The 19,064-nt window shown below is 56.9% G+C and carries 20 protein-coding genes; 15 read left to right on the forward strand and 5 right to left on the reverse strand.

Features of this window, described 5'->3' with window-relative positions; translation table 11 throughout:
* Positions 1–180: 180 nt before the first annotated feature.
* The gene (gene mdh / locus G5195_RS07385; protein WP_005340384.1) at positions 181–1,116 is read left to right on the forward strand and encodes a malate dehydrogenase; all 936 of its coding nucleotides are present in this window, start codon (positions 181–183) and stop codon (positions 1,114–1,116) included.
* Positions 1,117–1,511: 395 nt separating this feature from the next.
* On the forward strand, positions 1,512–2,096 hold the full coding sequence (locus G5195_RS07390) for a tetratricopeptide repeat protein (protein ID WP_103251390.1): 585 nt from the start codon (positions 1,512–1,514) through the stop codon (positions 2,094–2,096).
* Between the two features lie 99 nt (positions 2,097–2,195).
* Here G5195_RS07390 and hmpA read toward each other — a convergent pair whose 3' ends face one another.
* Positions 2,196–3,389 carry an NO-inducible flavohemoprotein gene (gene hmpA / locus G5195_RS07395; RefSeq protein WP_421222238.1) on the reverse strand — a complete coding sequence of 398 codons (1,194 nt, stop codon included), beginning with the start codon at positions 3,387–3,389 and terminating at the stop codon, positions 2,196–2,198.
* Positions 3,390–3,500: 111 nt separating this feature from the next.
* On the opposite strand from hmpA, the gene G5195_RS07400 reads away from it, so the two are divergent.
* Positions 3,501–3,971 (forward strand): Rrf2 family transcriptional regulator, encoded by a 471-nt coding sequence (locus G5195_RS07400; protein WP_005340388.1) that lies wholly within the window; start codon positions 3,501–3,503, stop codon positions 3,969–3,971.
* A 40-nt stretch (positions 3,972–4,011) separates the two neighbouring features.
* On the opposite strand, the gene G5195_RS07405 is transcribed toward G5195_RS07400, so the two are convergent.
* Positions 4,012–5,292: an HlyC/CorC family transporter gene (locus tag G5195_RS07405; RefSeq protein ID WP_005348906.1), complete on the reverse strand. Its 1,281-nt coding sequence runs from the start codon at positions 5,290–5,292 to the stop codon at positions 4,012–4,014.
* Positions 5,293–5,334: 42 nt separating this feature from the next.
* The gene (locus tag G5195_RS07410) at positions 5,335–6,126 is read right to left on the reverse strand and encodes a cytochrome C assembly family protein (protein WP_216952848.1); all 792 of its coding nucleotides are present in this window, start codon (positions 6,124–6,126) and stop codon (positions 5,335–5,337) included.
* A gap of 205 nt (positions 6,127–6,331) precedes the next feature.
* On the opposite strand from G5195_RS07410, the gene ffh reads away from it, so the two are divergent.
* The 5 genes from ffh (at position 6,332) to rplS (ending at position 9,849) form a co-directional block, all read left to right on the forward strand.
* Complete coding sequence (gene ffh, locus G5195_RS07415) at positions 6,332–7,708, forward strand: signal recognition particle protein (protein ID WP_005341384.1); 1,377 nt, start codon at positions 6,332–6,334, stop codon at positions 7,706–7,708.
* 182 nt (positions 7,709–7,890) lie between these two features.
* Entirely contained in the window at positions 7,891–8,139 is a 249-nt protein-coding gene (gene rpsP / locus G5195_RS07420; protein WP_216952849.1) for a 30S ribosomal protein S16, read from the forward strand.
* 24 nt (positions 8,140–8,163) lie between these two features.
* The gene (gene rimM, locus G5195_RS07425; RefSeq protein ID WP_005340394.1) at positions 8,164–8,685 is read left to right on the forward strand and encodes a ribosome maturation factor RimM; all 522 of its coding nucleotides are present in this window, start codon (positions 8,164–8,166) and stop codon (positions 8,683–8,685) included.
* 34 nt (positions 8,686–8,719) lie between these two features.
* The gene (gene trmD / locus G5195_RS07430; RefSeq protein ID WP_005340400.1) at positions 8,720–9,469 is read left to right on the forward strand and encodes a tRNA (guanosine(37)-N1)-methyltransferase TrmD; all 750 of its coding nucleotides are present in this window, start codon (positions 8,720–8,722) and stop codon (positions 9,467–9,469) included.
* A gap of 32 nt (positions 9,470–9,501) precedes the next feature.
* Positions 9,502–9,849 (forward strand): 50S ribosomal protein L19, encoded by a 348-nt coding sequence (gene rplS, locus G5195_RS07435; protein ID WP_005313505.1) that lies wholly within the window; start codon positions 9,502–9,504, stop codon positions 9,847–9,849.
* Between the two features lie 107 nt (positions 9,850–9,956).
* Here the strand turns inward: rplS and G5195_RS07440 are convergent, their stop codons facing one another.
* Positions 9,957–10,280 (reverse strand): isoamylase early set domain-containing protein, encoded by a 324-nt coding sequence (locus G5195_RS07440; RefSeq protein WP_042053334.1) that lies wholly within the window; start codon positions 10,278–10,280, stop codon positions 9,957–9,959.
* 80 nt (positions 10,281–10,360) lie between these two features.
* A complete protein-coding gene (gene mutH / locus G5195_RS07445; RefSeq protein WP_042053335.1) occupies positions 10,361–11,035 on the reverse strand; it encodes a DNA mismatch repair endonuclease MutH in 675 nt (224 codons plus the stop codon).
* A gap of 733 nt (positions 11,036–11,768) precedes the next feature.
* Here mutH and rppH point away from each other — a divergent pair.
* The 7 genes from rppH to nhaR all read left to right on the forward strand — a co-directional run bounded on the left by rppH (position 11,769) and on the right by nhaR (position 19,013).
* Positions 11,769–12,296 carry an RNA pyrophosphohydrolase gene (gene rppH, locus G5195_RS07450; protein ID WP_005340421.1) on the forward strand — a complete coding sequence of 176 codons (528 nt, stop codon included), beginning with the start codon at positions 11,769–11,771 and terminating at the stop codon, positions 12,294–12,296.
* Between the two features lie 14 nt (positions 12,297–12,310).
* Positions 12,311–14,590 (forward strand): phosphoenolpyruvate--protein phosphotransferase, encoded by a 2,280-nt coding sequence (gene ptsP / locus G5195_RS07455; RefSeq protein WP_005340422.1) that lies wholly within the window; start codon positions 12,311–12,313, stop codon positions 14,588–14,590.
* A 67-nt stretch (positions 14,591–14,657) separates the two neighbouring features.
* The gene (gene lgt, locus G5195_RS07460) at positions 14,658–15,482 is read left to right on the forward strand and encodes a prolipoprotein diacylglyceryl transferase (RefSeq protein ID WP_031227775.1); all 825 of its coding nucleotides are present in this window, start codon (positions 14,658–14,660) and stop codon (positions 15,480–15,482) included.
* Positions 15,482–16,276 (forward strand): thymidylate synthase, encoded by a 795-nt coding sequence (gene thyA, locus G5195_RS07465; protein WP_139472994.1) that lies wholly within the window; start codon positions 15,482–15,484, stop codon positions 16,274–16,276. The genes lgt and thyA overlap by 1 nt, the downstream gene beginning before the upstream one ends.
* Positions 16,277–16,499: 223 nt before the next feature.
* Entirely contained in the window at positions 16,500–17,690 is a 1,191-nt protein-coding gene (gene nhaA / locus G5195_RS07470) for a Na+/H+ antiporter NhaA (protein WP_005341370.1), read from the forward strand.
* Between the two features lie 38 nt (positions 17,691–17,728).
* Positions 17,729–18,094 carry a hypothetical protein gene (locus G5195_RS07475; RefSeq protein ID WP_216954529.1) on the forward strand — a complete coding sequence of 122 codons (366 nt, stop codon included), beginning with the start codon at positions 17,729–17,731 and terminating at the stop codon, positions 18,092–18,094.
* Positions 18,081–19,013: a transcriptional activator NhaR gene (gene nhaR, locus G5195_RS07480; protein WP_005340434.1), complete on the forward strand. Its 933-nt coding sequence runs from the start codon at positions 18,081–18,083 to the stop codon at positions 19,011–19,013. Before G5195_RS07475 ends, nhaR begins: the two co-directional genes overlap by 14 nt.
* Positions 19,014–19,064: the final 51 nt, after the last annotated feature.

A 19,064-nucleotide genomic window follows, 5' to 3' on the forward strand; every position in this document is an offset into this window, starting at 1 on the left:
AAAACTGTGCTTCTCCTCCAACTTTTTGTATTTCCCTCCAATTTTTGCTCCCGCATGTTTCGTGGCTCACAGAACCCGTGACTGCAACTGTTATCAGATTGTTTTTTATGGGGGGATCCATTAAGGTTGGGCGCACAACAACAAACAACCTTAAACCTACGCTTAAACATGGAGTTGATCATGAAAGTTGCCGTTCTGGGTGCCGCTGGTGGCATCGGTCAAGCCCTCGCTCTGCTGTTGAAAAACCGTCTGCCGGCTGGCTCCGAGCTGAGCCTGTATGACATCGCCCCGGTTACCCCGGGTGTGGCCGTTGACCTCAGTCATATTCCTACCGACGTCGCCATCAAGGGCTTCTGCGGTGAAGATCCGACTCCTGCGCTGGTTGGGGCCGATGTGGTGCTGATCTCCGCCGGTGTGGCACGCAAGCCGGGGATGGATCGCTCCGACCTGTTCAATATCAACGCCGGTATCGTCAAGAATCTGGTCGAGAAGTGCGCGGCCACTTGCCCGAAAGCACTGATCGGCATCATCACCAACCCGGTCAACACCACTGTGGCTATCGCCGCCGAAGTGCTGAAGAAAGCCGGTGTCTATGACAAGCGTCGCCTGTTCGGTGTCACCACCCTGGACGTGATCCGCGCCGAGACCTTCGTGGCCGCTGCCAAAGGGTTGAACATCGACAAGGTACGCGTCAACGTGATCGGTGGTCACAGTGGCGTCACCATCCTGCCGCTGCTCTCCCAGATTGAAGGCGCTTCCTTCACCGCTGAAGAAGTGGCAGCCATGACCAAGCGCATCCAGAATGCCGGTACCGAAGTGGTGGAAGCCAAAGCCGGTGGCGGTTCTGCGACCCTCTCCATGGGTCAGGCGGCTTGCCGTTTCGGTCTCTCCCTCATCAAGGGTCTGCAGGGCGAAGCCAACGTTGTTGAGTGCGCCTACGTTGAAGGCAACGGCGAGCACGCCACCTTCTTCGCACAGCCGGTACTGCTGGGCAAGAATGGCGTCGAAACCGTACTGGATTACGGCAAGCTGAGCGCGTTCGAGCAGGAAGCGATGGAAGGCATGCTGGCTACCCTGAAAGCCGATATCCAGCTGGGTGTCGATTTCGTCAAGTAATCGGGTCAACCGTGCCAACAAGGGAGCTTCGGCTCCCTTTTGTATTGATGAGATCCGCCCGGCAGGCTAAGGGGATGGGGCTTGGTGCCGATAACAGAGTGCAGCAGGAGATCCTTATGATGAAACCCCTTACCCTTCTCATTCTTGTCGGTACATTCACCGCGCCCCTCTATGGTGCCGAGGCGGTATCGGCTGCCGTATCGAGCGATGTGCCTGCAGCAAGTGCATCGGCACCGACCGCAAGCAGTGCTGCGGTGTCAACGGCCCCTGTCTCTGCTGCTACGCCAGCGCCCTCTGAGGCAGTCCCCGTCTTGCTCCCGGCCGAGCCGGTCACCCCCGTTGCCAGCAGTGGCGAGGGGGCCGCGCCGCTGCCAAAACCGGTGGAACCTGCTGCTGTGGTGGCGCCTCCCGCACCTCTGGCCGCTGGCGAGTTGCAGGCGGTGCCACTCTATCGTCAGGACGAGTTGCTCAACTGGATTGAGCAGGGGCGCCACCTCACTCAGGTGAAGCAGGATCGCTGTCAGCTGACTCAGGATATCGAAGCGCGCGCCTCGGTGATGAAGATCCCGGCCTATCAATTCCTCTGGGGGGATATGCTGGCGTGGGGTGTCTGTACCAAATCCAATGCCGAACTCGGGGTGCAATATATGTGGGAGGCGGCCAATCAGGGGTTGGCGCCAGCGCTGGAGCAGCTGGGGCGCTACTACTGGAAAGGAACTTTGGTGCAGAAGGATTTGGTGCGAGCCGAAACTCTGATGCGCGAGGCGGCCAGCCTCGGTTTTCTGCGGGCTCGCATCGAGTGGGTCGAGATGCTGTTGCAGGGGATGGGCAGTCCGCTCGATTATGAGGACGCCTATCGCTGGCTCCATGGCTCCGTCATAGGTGACAAGGCGCTGCACCAGAAGGCGGCGAGTCTGCTCAGCCGTCTTGGCAACCGGATGCCGGCCAACGTGGTGGCCCGCGCCAAGGCGATGCACTGATCCAAAAAAATGACCCACAGATCTGCACCTGTGGGTCCGGTTCCAGCCGCCGTGCCATGACAAGCCGGAACCTCCCTCTGTTATATGGCTGCCTGCGCCTTAGAGATCTTGGTGGGGGCCAAAAACTTCGTAATGGAGCTGCCCCGTTGGTACCCCAGCCGCCAGCAGCTGCCGCTTGATCTCTTGCATGAAGCCGACAGGGCCACAGAAGTAGTAGTGGGCCTGCGGCGTGATGCGCTCTTTCACGGCAGTCAGATCCATGGTGCCGGCCAGGTCATAATCTTCACCCTGTACATCGCTGGCCTCCGGCTCCCGATACCAGACCCGGCTCAGCAAGTTGGGATGCTGGCGGGATTTTTGCTGAATATCCTCCCGGAAGGCGTGTACAGCGCCCTGTTCGCAGGCGTGCAGCCAGGTGATCTCGGCCTGATGAGCACTTTCCAGCAGCTGGTTGAGCATGCTCATCATCGGCGTCACGCCGACACCGGCGGAGAGCAGTACCACCGGGGTCTGGCTGTCGGCTTTCAGGTAGAAATCGCCGGTAGGAGGCATCACCTCGATCTTGTCACCCGCCTGCAGGTGATCGTGCAGCAGGTTGGAGACCTGACCCTGCGGCTCACGCTTGACGCTGATGCGGTAATCCTGCCCGTTGGGGGCATCGGAGAGGGAGTACTGGCGGATCTCCTGATATTCCAGCTCGGGGTGAACCAGCTTGATGCTGAGGTATTGGCCCGGTTTGAAGGTCAGTACCGGCTTGCCATCTTCCGGTGCCAGCAGGAAGGAGGTGATGAGGTCGCTCTCGGCTCGCTTCTCCTTGATGATGAAGGTGCGGGTACCTTGCCAGCCGCCATCCTGACTTGCCTTCTCCTGATAGATCTCCCGCTCGCGGCCGATGAAGATGTCTGCCAGCACGCCATACGCCTTGCCCCATGCCTCCAGCACCTCGTCGGTGACCGCACTTCCGCCCAATTCTTTGAGCGTGGCCAAGAGATGACTACCTACAATGTGATATTGTTCTGGCTGGATCAGGAATCCGGTATGTTTGTGCGCAATCCGCTCGACCGCACCGGCGAGCGCTCCCAGATTGTCGATATTCTTTGCATACGCGGCGACTGCATTGAACAGGGCCAGCGGCTGGCCGCCACTGCGTTGGTGGGCCAGGTTGAAGATATCTTTCAGCTCCGGGTTATGGCTGAACATCCGTTGGTAGAAGTGCTGGGTGAGGGCAGGACCTGCCGATTCGAGCAGCGGAATGGTGCTTTTGATGACGGCAACGGTGGTTTGATCTAGCATAGGGGCCTCGTTCTAATTGAACATATAAAATGTCATTTAATAAGTGGCATCCTAGATGTTTATTTGATTTGAATCAATACTCCACTTTTCGCATCGCGCTAATCAGGTTTTATGAGACTAACCAGTTATACAGATTTCGGATTGAGAGCCCTGCTCTATCTTGCCACCCTGCCGGAAGGGGAGTTGTCGAGCGTTGCCAAGGTATCAGCCCTGTATGGTGTTTCCCGCAACCACATGGTGAAGGTGGTCAATCAGCTGGTGAAGCTGGGCTATCTGCAATCCCAGCGGGGCAAGAATGGCGGTATTCGCATGGCTTGCGATCCCGCTACCATCAATATCGGGCAGGTGATAAGGGCGCTGGAAGGCAATCTGGACGGCATTGACTGCGGCTCGCCCGCTTGCCACATCGTCTCTGTCTGTCTGCTCAAGAGTGCGCTGAAAGAGGCGATGGATGCGTTTCTGGCGGTGATGGACAGCTATACGCTGCAAGACCTGCTGGCCAACCGTGACGAGCTGCAACGGGTCTTCGGCGAGTTGATCCCGACGCTGGTGCTGGAGCCGGATGATGAAGATGAGCAATGACTATGAGCAATAGAAAAGGGCTGCCACTGGCAGCCCTTTTTCAATCTTGCGAATCCGATTCCGCCCGGTACGATGCCGGCATAATCCGCGCCATCTTGACCATGTTGTTCTCCACATCGAGGATCTCGATAGGATAACCGGCCAGCCGGATCCCGATGTTGGGCTGGGGGATCTCCTCCAGATATTCGAGGATCAGGCCGTTGAGGGTACGCGGGCCATCGATGGGCAGATGCCAGTTCATCTCCTTGTTCAGCTCACGAATATTGGCTGAGCCTTCGACCAGATAAGAACCATCTGACTGGGGATGGATCTCGTCGCTCGGCGCTGGCGTCATGGAGGTGGTAAAGTCGCCCACGATCTCTTCCAGAATGTCGTCCAGAGTGATTAGCCCCTGAATATCGCCGTATTCGTCGACGATCAGGCCAATTCGCTCCTTGTTGCGTTGGAATTTGGCCAGTTGCACGTTGAGCGGCGTTCCTTCCGGAATGAAGTAGATCTCGTCCACTTCCCGCAACAGGCTCGATTTGTTGAACTGATCCCTGGCTACCAGTCGCAGGGCATCGCGCGCGTGCAAAAAGCCGACAACGTCGTCGATATTGTCGCGATAGAGCAGGATCTTGGTGTGAGCGCAGTGGGCCAGCTGGCGCTGGATGCTCTTCCAGTCATCGTTGATGTCGATGGCGTAGATATCGCTGCGTGGCACCATGATGTCCTCGACCAGCATCTTGTCGAGATCCAGAATGCTCAACAGCATCTCCTGATGACGCTGGGGGATCAGGTTACCCGCCTCATTGACTATGGTGCGCAGCTCCTCGGTGTTGAGGGAGTCATCCTTGTTGGGATTGATCTTCAGCATCTTGAGCAGGCCGCTGGTGATGCCGTTGATCAGCCAGACCAGCGGTGAGAGCGGCACCATCAGCCCCTTGAGGATCCAGGAGGCGGGATAGGCGATCTTCTCCGGAAACATGGCGGCCAGGGTCTTGGGGGTCACTTCACCGAATACCAGTACCACCAAGGTCAGCCCGAAGGTGGCGATGGCGACCCCGAGATCACCAAACAGCCGGATACAGACGATGGTGGCGATGGCGGAGGCGAGGATATTGACCAGATTATTGCCGATCAGGATCAGTCCCAGCAGGCGATCGGGGCGGGCGAGCAGTTGCTCGACGCGACGTGCGGCTTTGTGTTTGGTCTGTGCCAGATGCCGAAGTTTGTAGCGGTTGATGGACATCAGGCCGGTTTCGGCACTGGAGAAAAAGGCGGAAAGAAGGATCAAGATAACGAGAACAATCAGTAATGTACTCGTTGAGATGCTGTCCAAAAAGGGCTCCTGTTGGATGGTATGGCTAAAAGAGTATAAATGTCAGCTCAACAGCACTTCTTTGACGAAGCGGCTGCCAAAGTAGGCAAGAGTCAGGATGAAGCTGCCGATCAGACTGAGCGTGATGACTTTGCGGCCGCGCCAGCCATAGGTGTGATGACCCCACAGCAGCAACACGTAGACACACCATGCCAGGATGGAGAGCACTGCCTTGTGAGACTTGCCCTGGGCGAACATATCTTCGAGGAAGAAGAGGCCGGAGGCGATGGAGAGTGTCAATAGCAGCACCCCTGCAGAGATCAACTGAAACAGCCTTTTTTCCACTGTCATCAGTGGCGGCATGGCTGGCAGGTTGCTGATTTTTCTCGATTTAAGCTGTTTGTCCAGACAGGCGAGCTGCAGCGCAAACAGACAGGCGATCATCAATACCGAGTAGGCCATCAGGGCGAGGCCGATGTGCAGCAACAGCTGGGGGTGGGCCTCCAGATGGGTTATGTAGCGACCCGGGATCAAGGCGCTGGCAGCCAGCAACAGGGCCGAGAAGCTGTAGACCACCGGCAGCAGGATCCAGCCGTTGAAGCGGCGGGTCACGCAGGTCATGAAACAACTGATGATGAGGCTGACCAGCGAGGCGACGTTGAGCATGCTCAGGTTTTGACCGGAATGGGTCACCATTACTTCGCTGGCAACAGATGCACCATGGGCTACCAGTGCCAGTCCCACGCAAGCGAACAGGGGGGTGTACCCGACTTGTTTGGCATTGAGCAGCAGGTGCAGTGAGGCGATGATGGCCAGCAGATAAAACGCCAGGGCCAGAACAGAGATCACGATCATAACCAGGTCGTTGTTACACAAGCATTTAGGGATATAAGAGGAGCAGTATACCTTGCACAAGATGCGCTCGCCAGTTGTGCAATGGCCGATCCGCCCATATATAGGGACGAAGCATAGATGAGCGACGGTGCGGTGAATAATCGTCCTCGCGGCTGCTCTGGGTTATAATGCCCCCTATTTATTACGCCAAGAACCGGAATGCGTCATGTTTGAGAATTTGACTGAAAGACTCTCGCGCACCTTGCGCAATGTCAGTGGCCGTGGTCGGCTGACCGAAGAGAACATCAAAGAGACCCTGCGCGAAGTCCGCATGGCGCTGCTTGAGGCGGACGTCGCCCTGCCGGTCGTGCGTGATTTCGTGGCGCGCGTCAAGGAGCGTGCCGTCGGGCAGGAAGTGGCCAAATCCCTGAGCCCGGGTCAGGCATTCATCAAGATAGTGCACGGCGAGCTGGTCACCGTGATGGGGGAGGCCAATGAACAGCTCAATCTGGCTGCCCAGCCGCCCGCCATTATCCTGATGGCCGGTTTGCAGGGGGCCGGTAAGACCACCACGGTCGGCAAACTGGCCAAACTGCTCAAAGAGCGCAACAAGAAGAAGGTGTTGGTGGTCAGTGCCGACGTCTATCGCCCTGCGGCGATCAAACAGCTGGAGACCCTGGCGGGTGACATCGGCGTCGACTTCTTCCCGAGCGATGCAAGCCAGAAGCCGGTTGCCATCGCGACTGCCGCTATCGATCAGGCGCGCAAGAAATTCTATGACGTGGTGATCGTCGATACCGCCGGCCGTCTGCATGTTGATAGCGAAATGATGGCCGAGATCCAGGATCTGCATGCCACCATCAAGCCGGTCGAGACCCTGTTCGTGGTGGATGCCATGACCGGTCAGGATGCCGCCAACACCGCCAAGGCGTTCAACGAAGCGCTGCCGCTCACCGGTGTCATCCTTACCAAGGCGGACGGCGATGCCCGCGGTGGTGCCGCCCTGTCGGTGCGCCACATCACCGGTAAACCGGTCAAGTTCATCGGTATGGGCGAGAAGACCGATGCGCTGGAGCCGTTCCACCCTGATCGCCTCGCCTCTCGCATCCTCGGCATGGGCGATGTGCTCTCTCTGATCGAAGAGGTGGAGCGTAACGTCGATAAAGAGAAAGCGGCCAAGCTGGCCAGCAAGGTCAAGAGCGGTAAAGGCTTCGATCTCGAGGACTTCCGCGAGCAGTTGGCCCAGATGCGCAACATGGGCGGCATGATGGGTATGCTCGACAAGCTGCCGGGCATGTCCGGCCTGCCGGACAACATCAAGGATCAGATGGATGACAAACTCACCGTGCGGATGGAGGCCATCATCAGCTCCATGACGCCGAAAGAGCGTGCCCATCCCGACCTCATCAAGGGCTCTCGCAAGCGTCGCATCGCTGCAGGTTCCGGCATGCAGGTGCAGGACGTGAACAAGCTGCTCAAGCAGTTCACAGAGATGCAGCGCATGATGAAGAAGATGTCCGGCAAGGGCGGCATGCGCAAGATGATGAGCCAGATGAAGAACATGCTGCCACCGGGATTTGGTGGCGGTCGCGGTCCGTTCTGATTATCCGGAGTTAGGTATTGAGCGAGGGTCTGCGAGTTGCAGGCCCTTTTCATTGCAGCCCTGCGCAAAAAATGGCTGGCTTGGTTGCAATTATTACGAATCCAAGTAGAATTATGCGGCTTATTTTAAGCTAGGGTCCGCGTGTTTGCGGGCCTTGTTCATTAGATGTTAATGAGGACGATATGGTAACCATTCGTTTACAACGTGGTGGCGCGAAAAAGCGTCCGTTCTACCAGGTAGTAGTTGCTGACAGCCGTAACGCCCGCGACGGTCGTTTCATCGAGCGCGTTGGTTTCTTCAACCCGGTTGCTTCTGGTCAGGCTGAAAAGCTGAACCTGGACCTGGCTCGTATCGAGCATTGGGTTGCTACTGGTGCCGCTGTTTCTGAGCGCGTTGCCAAGCTGATCAAAGACGCTGCCAAAGCTGCTTAATCAGCCAAACGGTAAGGAGTTAAGGTGGAAAAACCTGTAGTTCTGGGCACCCTGGGGACCGTTTACGGCATCAAGGGCTGGCTTAAAGTGAACTCCTTCACCGATGTTGCCGAAGCGATTTTCGATTACAACCCCTGGCTGATTAATCAGAACGGGGCGTGGCGTGAAATTCGGGTTTCATCCTGGAAACGTCACAACAAGGGTCTGATCTGCAAACTCGATGGTATCGATGTGCGCGAAGATGCCCTGGCATTGACCAATGTCGAGATCGGCGTACCCGCTGATCTATTGCCTGCGTTGCCTGAGGGTGAGTTCTACTGGCGTGACCTGATTGGTTGCTCGGTAGTGACCACCAAGGGATATGACCTAGGCAAGGTGACCGAATTGATGGAAACCGGCTCCAACGATGTGTTGGTGGTTGAGGCCAATGTAAAAGATGCCTTTGGTGCAAAGGAGCGGTTGATTCCGTTCCTGGAAGAGCAGGTGATCAAGAATATTGATCTGACTGCTCGAACAATCGAAGTTGATTGGGATCCTGGTTTCTAGTTTCCCGCGCTAACACGGGTGCCGGAGGTTTCTTATGTGGATTGGGGTTATTAGCCTCTTCCCTGAAATGTTCCGAGCCATTACCGAGCACGGGGTAACGGGTCGGGCCGTCAAGAGTGGCCTGCTGCAGATTGAGTGCTGGAACCCCCGGGAGTTTACCCACGACAAACACCGTACGGTCGATGATCGTCCTTATGGTGGTGGGCCCGGCATGTTAATGATGGTTCAGCCGCTGCGTGACGCGATTCATGCAGCCAAGCAAGCGGCGGGAGACGGGGCGAAAGTCATCTATCTCTCTCCTCAGGGACGCAAGCTGACTCAAGCGGGCGTAACCGAGTTGGCGACGAATCAGAAACTGATTCTGGTAGCCGGTCGATACGAAGGTATCGATGAACGCGTGATACAAACCGAAGTCGACGAAGAGTGGTCTATCGGGGATTACGTGTTAAGTGGTGGCGAGTTGCCTGCCATGACCCTGATCGATGCGGTTTCGCGTCTGGTCCCTGGGGTTTTGGGCGATCAGGCCAGTGCCGAGCAGGACTCCTTTACGGATGGCTTGCTGGATCATCCCCACTACACTCGGCCGGAGGTGTTGGATGGATTGGCGGTGCCCGAGGCGCTGACAAGCGGCAATCACGAAGTGATTCGACGCTGGCGTCTCAAGCAGTCGCTCGGACGAACCTGGCAAAGAAGGCCGGAACTTATTAACAACCTAGCTCTGACTGACGAGCAAGAATCACTTCTTGCCGAGTATGTCCGCGAAGTGCGTGACAGCGTTAAGTAGAGTTTTCAGTTTATCCTAGGTAAGGAAAGACAATGAGCAAGATTATTCAGCAGCTTGAACAAGAGCAACTGCGTACCGACATCCCGGCTTTTGCCCAGGGCGACACTGTACGTGTTCAAGTTCGTGTTAAAGAAGGTGGTAAAGAGCGTCTGCAGGCTTTCGAAGGCATCGTTATTGCCAAGCGTAACCGCGGTCTGCACTCTGCTTTCACCGTTCGCAAGATCTCCAACGGCGAAGGTGTTGAGCGTGTATTCCAGACTCACTCTCCGCTGATCCACAGTGTAGAACTGAAGCGTCGTGGTGATGTTCGCCGCGCCAAACTGTACTACCTGCGCAACCTGTCCGGCAAAGCTGCTCGTATCAAAGAGAAGCTCAACTAATTCGATTCGAATTGGTGTCGGTATGTCGGCAATAGCTCGACAGGTAGTGAAAAGGCTCGCCAATGGCGAGCCTTTTTTGTATCCGTCTATTGGCTCTCTGGTTGCCGTTACTGGATGACCCGTACCACCGAGTTGTCTCGCCCGAAGGGGCCTGGCACATAGTCATCCGCTGCCCAGTCATTCTCGTAGAGGGTTTCCCCTGCCGGTGTGATGAGCTGGTAGCAGTATTCGAAGTACCCCGGGCCGTCGGTCGGCAGATTGAGGGTGGCTTTGAACTCGCCGCTCTTCATGCGTTTCAGCTCGACCGGTTGCCACTGGGTGAACTCGCCGATCAGCATCACCTGTTCTGCCCCTGCTGCGGCCTCCTTCTCTACGGCGAAGGTCACCTTGACCTCGGGTTTGGACTTGAGAAACTGCTTGGTAAGTGGCATGACGCCTCCTTGTCTGTGAGTTAAAAATAGCTCCTGTCTATTTTTATACCACCATATGACAAAGATGTTGATAAGGCAGATCAAGTCGGCAAGGCAAAATAGCGTTGCAGTAGACTGTGGGTGAAGTCGATCTTGAGATAGAAGCCGCGGGGCAGGGTCATGATGGGTTGACCATCGCGGCCGATGGCGCGAGTCAGCGCCTTGTTGTTGGCCGCCTTGGGCCGCAGTTGCATCACCTGGCCGTGGCGCGCGCTGATCTGCTCCACCTCTCCCAGCACTATCATGTCCATCAGCTCCTCCCAGTCCTGACGCAGTAGCCGATCTTCCTCTTCATTCGGGCTCCACATCAGCGGCATGCCGACCCGCCGCTCGCCAACCGGGATCTCCCGATTGCCTTCCACCGGGATCCAGAGCACCCGGGATAGCTTGTTGCGCACGTTGGACTCCTCCCAGCGCTGGCCGCTGACACCGATCAGCGGGGCGACGCAGACGAAGGTGGTCTCCAGCGGTTTGCCTTGAGGATCCACGGGGATCGTCTTGAGTTCGATCCCCAGCTCCGGGAAGTCCTGCTCCGGCTTGCTCCCTGCGCTGGCTCCCAGTTGCAGCTCGATCAACTGACCGACCCACCCCTTGTCACGGCGCAGGTCTTTGGGCACCGCGACACCAGCCTCGGCGGCCAGCTGCGCCAGGGTGAATCCGGCCATGGCATAGGCGCGGCTCAATAACTCCTGCTCGGATTGGGGATTGCTTGGCATAGTTGGCTCCATCTTGCTCGCCATATTCTAACAGGGGAGGATCCCGAGAAGGATCGCTGTTTTTATAACCGATCCTGGGTGGATAAGATCAAATGCAGAGAGTTTGGGGGCTATCATCTCATCATTATGATTTTAAAGGATTTTGTCTATTTTATCGAGTAGTGATCCTGGTCTGGTTTGACCTCTAAATAGTTGTCCAAGGGTTTGTGCATGATGTTACACACAGTTATCCACAGAAATATTGGATAAGTGGATGAAAGTGGTTGGGGTCGCTGATATGTTACAAAAAATTGTGAATGCCACCCCATTTTTACAGGGTAAACGGGGTAGATATTGTGCCACTCCTGTGGATAATTTCGCCGCGGTGGATCTTTGAGCAGTTGAACTTGTTCACAATCCGGATCATGGATCAGGCTCTTGGGGTAACATGGATCTAGATCCAGTTATTTTATCTCAAGTTAATAAAAAATAATGATTTTTTATATTTAATGTCGCGTGGTGATACGAAGAGTTACTTTTCGCGTACAGTTAAAAAGTACTGTATATACCCGTTTGCTAACAGCTTTATGCACAGCCTGGGTGGGCAACTTGGGGGCGCGGATCCTTGGATTTGTTTATAAGTATGTTTGAAATTGAAAGTTATTCATGAAACAGGGGATTCACTCCTTGTTTGCTGCCACGGAGTGAATGTGGAACAATCTCCTTATAGATTCAGCCTTTATAAGGTGATCACGTGATTGATGGCGACGGATTTCGTCCCAATGTCGGTATCGTGATCTGTAACCGTGAAGGACAAGTGTTGTGGGCTAAACGCTATGGGCAGCACTCCTGGCAGTTTCCGCAGGGGGGGGTTGATGATGGTGAAACGCCAGAGCAGGCCATGTATCGAGAGCTGTATGAGGAGATTGGCCTCAAGCCCGAAGATGTGACCATCATGGCCACCAGTCGTAACTGGCTAAAGTACCGTTTACCCAAACGTCTTGTCCGCTGGGACAGTTCACCGGTCTGTATTGGCCAAAAACAAAAATGGTTCCTGTTACAGCTGAATTCGGGCAAGGAGTCGCGGATCCAGTTCGGCTGTCATGGCCATCCCGAATTTGACGACTGGCGTTGGGTCAGCTTCTGGTACCCGGTGCGGCAGGTCGTCTCGTTCAAGCGGGAGGTTTACCGCCGGGTCATGAAAGAGTTTGCCCCGCTGGCGATGCCAGTGCCGGCAGTGCAGGTCAACAAGAAGGATGGGCGGCGCAACCGCGCCCGTTAAGGAGCACAGATTAGTTGTTAACGGAACTGAGACGTATCGTCGAGAGCATGGCCGAGGCCAATACCCTCGAGCAGGCCTTGCAAGCATTGGTGAGCCAGACCCGGCACGCCATGGCAGTGGACTGCTGCTCCGTCTATGTCTCGGAACCCGAGGTGCGTCGCTATCGTCTGGCGGCTACCGACGGCTTGGCCCCGTCCGCAGTCGGCAAGGTGACCCTGCCCTACGAGCAGGGCATCGTCGGTCTGGTGGGTCAGCGGGAAGAGCTGATCAACCTGGCTGATGCCCCCGCGCACCCCAGTTTCAAATTCCTGCCCGATGTTGCCGAAGAGGCGTTCCGCTCCTTCCTCGGTGCCCCCATCATGCACCAGCGTCAGGTGGTTGGCATTCTGGTGGTGCAGCAGAAGGAGAGTCGCCGCTTCGATGAGGGGGAAGAGTCCTTCATGGTCACCCTGGCGGCCCAGCTGGCGGCGCGGATTGCCCAGGCGCAGGCCAAGGGGTGGTTGCAGAAGACCGACTGGAGCAAGCCACTGCGTGGTATTGCGGGTGCCAGCGGCATCGCCATGGCCAAGGCCTGGGTGTGGCGGCCCCGCAAGGCGCTCTCGTCCATTACCCCGCGCAAGGATGAAGACCATGCCAGCCAGCTGGCGCGGCTGGAGCTGGCCGTGGAGGAGGTTCGTCACGATCTGGAGAGTCTGGCGCTGCGTTTTCGCGAGAGCTACAGCCAGGATTCGGTGGCGATCTTCGATATCTACCTCCATCTGCTGAACGATCCCGGCTATATCAAGCCCATTCGCAACAAGGTGAGCAAGGAGCACTGGACTGCGGTATCTGCGGTCAAGCTGATCAGTGATCGCTTGATCGAGCAGTTCAAAGGGATGAAGGATCCCTACCTGCAGGAGCGCTCCACCGACGTGAAGGATATTGCCCAGCGGCTGATCAGCCGACTGGTGCAGAATGAACCGGAACATATCTCCATCGGCGAGCCGGTGGTGCTGGTTGCCGATGAAGTGACCGCCACCATTCTGGCGGAAGTGCCCCGCGAGTATCTGACCGGGGTGGTCTCGCTCAAGGGGGGGACCAACTCCCACGCCGCCATTCTGGCCCGCGCCATGGGGGTCGCCGCCATCATGGGGGTCGATCTGCCCCTCGGCGACATCGGTGGTCGCATGCTGGTTGTCGATGGTTACAGCGGCGATCTCTTCATCGAACCCAATCAGGTGATTCTGACCGAGTATCGTCAGCTGCTGAGCGAAGAGCGGGCGCTCGATACCTTGGTGCGCAGTGTCGACAACTTGCCATCCGAGACGGCCGACGGCACCAAGGTCTCCCTGCTGCTCAACGCCGGCCTCAGTGCCGATACCGAGATCTCCCTCAATCAGCTGGCGGACGGGGTCGGTCTCTATCGCACCGAGATCCCCTTTATGCTGCAGGAGAGTTTCCCCTCAGAGTGGGAGCAGACAGCCCGTTATCGCGGCATTCTGGAGACCTACCGCAACCGGCCGGTCTGCATGCGGACGCTGGATGTGGGCGGCGACAAGCCGTTGCCCTATTTCCCCATCGTCGAGGAAAACCCCTTCCTTGGCTGGCGGGGGATCCGGATCACCCTGGATCACCCCGAACTGTTTCTGGTGCAGCTCAAGGCGATGCTGCGGGCCAGTGAAGGGCTGGACAATCTGGCCATCATGCTGCCGATGATCAGCAGCGTCAGCGAAATCAAAGCCTCCCGTCGTCTGCTGGATCAGGCGTGGCGGGAAGTGTCGGAAGAGGCTGCGAGCCGCGATGCGGTGATCCGCTACCCCAGCCTCGGGGTGATGATCGAGGTGCCCTCAGCCCTCTTTATCTTGCCGGAGATGGCGCCGCTCATCGACTTCTGGTCTGTGGGCAGCAATGACCTTACCCAGTACCTGCTGGCGGTGGATCGCAACAATTCCCGGGTTGCCAACATCTATGATGCCTTCCATCCTGCGGTGATCCGCGCCCTGCAACAGCTGGTTGATGCTTCCCACCGCTACCAGAAGCCGGTGTCGGTCTGTGGCGAGCTGGCCGGTGATCCGGTTGGTGTACTGTTGCTGCTTGCCATGGGCTATCGCCGCTTCAGTATGAACACCCACAACATCGCCCGGATCAAGTACGTGCTGCGTCAATCCACCCTGAGCGAGTTGACCGAACTGATGGCCGATGGCCTCAAACATGACAACCCCCACGTGCTGCGCGGCCTGTTTGCCCGTTATCTGGAAGAGCATGGTTTGGGCGGTTTGCTGCGAGCCGGTCATAAATCGAAACAGAGTGATTGATAATCATGCCTTGTCCCTGCTGACGAATGATCGGAAAATGCGGCTTTTATTTTGACTGGGGCCGCATATGCAGCACGATGGATATTGGGTTTTCTCGCAGATTGATCCCGTAGCATTCAGTTTGGGACCACTATCGGTACGCTGGTATGGTCTCATGTACCTGTTCGGTTTTGCGTTTGCCATGTGGCTTGCCGGCCGTCGTGCCGATGCACCGAACAGCGGTTGGACCCGCAACGAGGTGTCGGATCTGCTGTTTTACGGCTTCCTCGGGGTGATCCTCGGTGGCCGTGTCGGTTACGTGCTGTTCTACAACTTCGATCTCTTCCTTGCGGATCCCACCTATCTGTTCAAGATCTGGACCGGCGGCATGTCGTTCCACGGTGGGCTGATCGGGGTGATCACTGCGATGATCTGGTTTGCCCACAAAACTAAGCGCCACTTCTTCACCGTGGCCGACTTTGTGGCACCACTCATTCCGTTCGGTCTCGGCGTTGGCCGGATCGGCAACTTCCTCAACGGCGAGCTGTGGGGCCGGGTCACCGATGTGCCTTGGGCCATCATCTTCCCGGAGGCCGGCCCCGAGCCGCGTCATCCCTCCCAGCTCTACCAGTTCGCACTGGAAGGGGTGGTGCTGTTCATCATCCTCAACCTGTTCTGGCGCAAGAACCCACCGCGCGGCGCCATCTCCGGCATGTTCCTGCTGTTCTACGGCCTGTTCCGCTTCCTGGTGGAGTTTGTGCGCCAGCCGGACAGCCAGCTTGGTCTCTATTTCCAGGAGATCAGCATGGGCCAGATCCTCTCCACCCCGATGATTATCGCCGGTGCCCTGATGATTTGGGCCGCCTACAAGCGTCCACAGTTGTTCGGTAATGCCGTGAAGGAGGCGAAATAATGCGAGCTTATCTCGACCTGATGCAGAAAATCCTCGATGAGGGCACCGTCAAGTCAGACCGTACCGGCACCGGTACTGTCTCCCTGTTCGGCCATCAGATGCGCTTCAATCTGGCGGAGGGATTCCCGCTGGTGACCACCAAGAAGTGCCACCTGCGCTCCATCATTCACGAGCTGCTCTGGTTCCTCAATGGCGATACCAATACCGCTTATCTGAAGGAAAATGGCGTCAGCATCTGGGATGAGTGGGCCGACGAGAATGGCGATCTGGGTCCGGTTTACGGCGCTCAGTGGCGCTCCTGGCCTGCGGCTGACGGGTCTGTCATCGACCAGATCCAGAAAGCGGTGGATGACATCAAGCACAACCCGGATTCGCGCCGCATCATCGTCTCCGCCTGGAACGTGGGCGAGCTGGACAAGATGGCGCTGGCTCCCTGCCACGCCTTCTTCCAGTTTTATGTGGCGGACGGCAAGCTCTCCTGCCAGCTTTACCAGCGCAGCTGTGATGTGTTCCTCGGCCTGCCGTTCAACATCGCCAGCTACGCCCTGCTGACCCACATGATGGCCCAGCAGTGCAATCTGGAAGTGGGTGACTTCGTCTGGACCGGCGGTGATGTGCACCTCTACTCCAACCACATGGAGCAGACAGCCCTGCAGCTCTCTCGCGAGCCGCGCCGGCTGCCGACCCTGGTGATCAAGCGCAAACCCGACTCCATCTTCGACTACAAGTTCGAGGATTTCGAGATCGAGGGTTATGATCCCCACCCCGGCATCAAGGCGCCCGTCGCCATCTGATAGAAAGGCGCCTCAAGGCGCCTTTTTTATGCAGTTAAATAATTGAAAATTCATTTTATTGATTAATAAAACGGTAGCCAGAGACGAGGAAAAACCTGCTTATAGCAGGTATGTTCTATTTTGCCTTCGGTTTTTTCGTTGTATTTAGCAGCAAGAAACGATTTTCCATTGGTTGTTGCAAGAGATAGACTCAAACCAAAGCAATACGGTGGAAAATTTAACCATGAGTGACGTAATCAAAAAGTTCCTGAAGCTGGAGGCCGCCTCCGGAATTATTCTGATCATGGCTGCCATGCTGGCAATGATTTTAGCCAATACCGCGCTGGCTGGCGGGTACCAGGCGTTTCTCGACACGCCGGTGCAGGTGCGCATCGCGGCTCTCGACATCAACAAGCCACTGCTGCTCTGGATCAACGATGGCTTTATGGCGATCTTCTTCCTGCTGGTTGGCCTGGAAGTGAAGCGTGAAATGCTGGAGGGGGCGCTCTCCTCCCGGGTGCAAGCGACTTTTCCGGCCATCGCGGCGGTGGGCGGCATGCTGGCTCCAGCCTTGATCTACGCCTTTTTTAACTATTCGGACGAAGTGGCGCGTGCTGGCTGGGCGATCCCGGCTGCGACCGACATCGCCTTTGCCCTCGGGGTGATGGCGCTGCTCGGCAAGCGGGTGCCGGTGAGCCTCAAGGTATTCCTGCTGGCGCTGGCCATCATGGATGACCTAGGTGTCATCATCATCATCGCGCTCTTCTATACCCAGCAGTTGTCGCTTGAGGCGCTGGCGATCGGTCTTCTGGCTACCTTTACCCTGTTCTGGATGAACCGTCGTGGCGAGGACAGGATCAGCCTCTACATGCTGGTTGGTCTGGTGCTCTGGGTTGCGGTGCTCAAGTCGGGCGTTCACGCGACGTTGGCCGGTGTGGTGGTCGGATTTATGATCCCGCTCAAGGGGAAGCGTTATGAGTCGCCACTCAAGCATCTTGAGCACTCGTTACATCCCTGGAGCGCCTATCTGATCCTGCCGCTGTTTGCCTTTGCCAACGCAGGGGTATCCCTTGAGGGGATAGGTCTCTCCTCCCTGTTGAATCCGGTGCCCATGGGCATCATGCTGGGACTGTTTATCGGCAAGCCGCTCGGGGTGTTTACCATCAGCTGGCTGTCGGTCAAACTGGGTATCGCCCAGTTGCCGCCCGGGGTTAACTTCAAGCAGATTTTTGCGGTCAGCATCCTCTGTGGTATCGGATTCACCATGTCGATGTTTATCGCGTCACTGGCCTTTGAGCATGGTGGGCTAGATTACGGCAGCTACTCGCGCCTCGGGATCCTCGTTGGATCCAGCATTGCAGCGCTGGTTGGCTATCTGGCCTTGCGATTGTCACTCCCCAAGAGTGATGGGGACCAGAATGCGGAGGGTTTATGAGAAAACAGGCATGGTTACTGCTCTTCTTGGTCAGTCCTATGGGATTAGCTGGCGGGTTTGAAGAGTGTCGACAGGAGGCTGGTTCGGCCAGCTGTTCGGCCTATCTCAACGGGGTGGTGGAGAGTGCTCTGATGTTGGGGGACAAGCAGGCTAAGGCTCGTTTCGGCGAGACCTTCTCCGAGCGGGCGTTGAGCAGTCGGGCAGGGGAGATGGTCAAGCGTTCCAACAAGCGTTATTGCGCTGACCGAATGCCGGACAAAGCACGCCTCAAGGCCAGTCTGATGGAGCAGTTTGGCGCGAACAAGGTTGACTCGGTTAGCGACATGTATGACATTCTGGCGGTTGAACTCAGCTGCTACCGGAGTCCGCGTCAAGCGGGAACCCCATCGGATGTCACACCTTAATTACAACCATCTCTACTATTTCTGGATGACTCAGAAGAAGGGCTCCGTTACCCAGGCTGCGGAAGCCCTTTTTTTGACCCCGCAAACCGTCACCGGTCAGATCAAGCTGCTGGAGCAGCGCCTCGGGGGCAAGCTACTCAAACGCAAGGGGCGCTCTCTTGAGGCGACCGAGCTGGGCCAGCTGGTGTTTCGCTATGCCGACAAGATGTTCAGCCTCTCCTACGAGATGCTCGATATCGTCAACTACCGCAAGGAGAGCCAGATCCTGTTCGACGTCGGCATCGCCGATGCCCTCTCCAAGCGCCTTGCCAGCCGCGTGCTGCTCTCTGTCATCCCCAATGATGGTTCCATCCATCTGCGCTGTTTCGAATCGACCCACGAACTGCTGCTGGAGCAGCTGAGCGAGCACAAGCTCGATATGATCCTCTCCGACTGTCCGGTGGACTCCAGCCAGCATGCGGGCCTGCTCTCCAAACGGTTGGGCGGCTGTGGCGTCAGCTTCTTCTGCAAGGCGCCGTTGCCTGAAAAGCCCTTTCCCGCCTGTCTGGAAGAGCGCAAGCTACTGATCCCCGGTCGCCGTACCGCCATGGGGCGTCAGCTGACCCAGTGGTTCGAGCAGCAGGGTGTCTCCCCCAGCATTCTTGGCGAGTTTGATGATGCCGCCTTGATGAAGGCGTTTGGCTTCTTCAATCAGGGCATCTTCATGGCCCCTACCATCTACCGGGAGGAGATCCTTGAGGGGGAGGGGGTGATGTTGATCGGGGAAACTCAGGATCTGATGGAGGAGTATTACGTCATCTTCGCCGAGCGGATGATCCAGCATCCGGCGGTAAAGCGGGTCTGCGAGAGCGATTTTACCTTTCTCTTTTCCGGCCAGGAGAACTTCTCCGCCATCCAGCCAGCCACCCTGTCGTTTTAAAACAGCCCGTCACCACGTATCATCGGCGATGAGTGGTAGAGGAGAGATGTG

This window comes from Aeromonas sp. 601039 (assembly GCF_049174415.1).
GTDB lineage: Bacteria > Pseudomonadota > Gammaproteobacteria > Enterobacterales > Aeromonadaceae > Aeromonas > Aeromonas veronii_A.